Here is a 1,863-nt window from a genome sequence, read left to right on the forward strand (position 1 = left end):
CAAGGGCGTGTTCGGCACCAAGGAACGGTCGGTGATCGGCGGCGCCAACGCCAAGGGCATCGCCGCCGTGGTCGCCCAGCAGTTCGAGCTGGCCCATCAGGTGCTCTCGCACGGCCTGGTGCCGATCATCGAGCCCGAGGTCACCATCTCGATCTCGGACAAAGCCGAGGCCGAGTCGATCCTGCGCGACGAGATCACCAAGCAACTCGAGAACGTGCCCGACGGGCAGCGCGTGATGCTCAAGCTGAGCCTGCCCAGCGAGGTCAACTTCTACCGTCCCCTGATCGAACACCCGAAGGTGATGCGGGTGGTCGCCCTCTCCGGGGGCTACTCGCGCGAGGAGGCCAACGAGCTGCTGGCGAAGAACGCGGGGTTGATCGCCAGCTTCAGTCGCGCCCTGACCGAGGGGCTGACGGTCGACCAGTCCGACGAACAGTTCAACGCCACGCTGGACAAGGCGATCCAGTCGATCTACGACGCCTCGGTCGCCGGCTGATTCAATACCGGTGCTGGGCCATGTGCGGCGGCCCGTCGCCGTCGCGTTCGTCCGACACCACCGCGGGCACCATCTCGCTCGTCACCAGCCCATCGTCGCGCGTCAATTCGTCTATCACGTCGAAGGTTTCGGCGATGTTGGCGGGCGTGTCCACGACGATGGTCACCACCGGAACGTCGCGGCGCAACGAGAGAAATTTGTCCCCGTGCGGTCGGTGGTCCCCGTGGTATCCCCAAATGCCCCGCAGCACCGTCGCGCCGTCGGGCGCTTCGCGCTGACGCAGCCGCCGCACGATGGCGCGGTGGATGGGCACCCCGTCGTGCAGGGCCGACTCGGAGGTGTAGATCGTCAACTTCTGGAATAGCGGCATACCGCGTTCGTCAACGCCCGGCAGGGCATGCGGCCGCTCCAAGAGTTCGCCGCCGCGTTTGCACAGGCGGACCCGCTCCAGCGTGAACATCGGGCCGCGGAGCAACCGTGCCAGCTCCGGCAGAACCCCCGCGATGCGCTCACCCGACCCGACGGCGAGGATCATCATCGGCACGTTGGCGTTCCGGCCGATGAAGCGCGCACGGTGCCGCCGCCCGTGGGTGACGCCGTCGACCCCGAGCAGCACCGACGCGCCGGCTATCCGGCGCCGATGTAGGAGGTCGCAGACGGCGACGTAGGCCGGGACCCCGTTGACGCGTTCCTTGCGCCCGACGTAGACGGTCAGCTTGACGGCTTCGCGCAATTCGTCCGGCAACCGCACCGGCCCGACATCCTCGCGCAGCAGCCGCGCCCGCTCCAACGTGACCAGGCCGCGCTGCTTCACGGCCAGCACCGGGTCGAGCAGGGCTTCGATTTTCGCCTTCGTGTCGACCGCGACGATGGCGACGGGCGGGTCCTCCGACAGCGTCAGCGACTCGTCGGTCCGCAGGTGGCGTCCGCTCCCGAAGCCGCCGATGCCGCGCAGGACCACGCCACAGGCGATGCGATGCCGCGCATAGAGGTCGAGCAGGACGTCGGAGACAAACCCTTCGCCGGTTCGCCGACGCTCGGCCAGATAGGTGGTGAGCTTCAGGCAGTCCTCGTCCATGGCGCTCCTAAAGTGTTGCCCTGCAGGAGTCTTCACGCGTCGCTGGCGACGTGGAACCCCTGCGCTGACGCCATCCTGTCACCCTGCGGTGATCATACGCGGTGCTGCAGATACCGGGCTCTGAATACGTTGTGGCCTTGGTCGACATGCCACCTACCCGGCGCGTGCGGAGCTTTGACGCCCGTGCGGACACCGTGACGCCGAATGAGCCTTAGCGTGCGCGCTTTTGGCGTATGGGACCGCGCTTCGCGGGTCGGCTGACAGTCAGTTTGCAGGGTAGACGCGGGAC

The 1,863-nt window shown here is 67.4% G+C and carries 1 protein-coding gene and 1 pseudogene; one reads left to right on the forward strand and one right to left on the reverse strand.

Features of this window, described 5'->3' with window-relative positions; all coding sequences use genetic code 11:
• A pseudogene (locus tag A9X04_RS01430) lies at positions 1–496 on the forward strand (class I fructose-bisphosphate aldolase); the annotation flags it as partial.
• 1 nt (position 497) lies between these two features.
• Here A9X04_RS01430 and A9X04_RS01435 read toward each other — a convergent pair.
• Complete coding sequence (locus A9X04_RS01435; protein WP_067917037.1) at positions 498–1,574, reverse strand: DUF190 domain-containing protein; 1,077 nt, start codon at positions 1,572–1,574, stop codon at positions 498–500.
• Positions 1,575–1,863 lie beyond the last annotated feature (289 nt).

It is taken from the genome of Mycobacterium sp. E3247 (genome assembly GCF_001667785.1).
Classification (GTDB): Bacteria; Actinomycetota; Actinomycetes; order Mycobacteriales; family Mycobacteriaceae; genus Mycobacterium.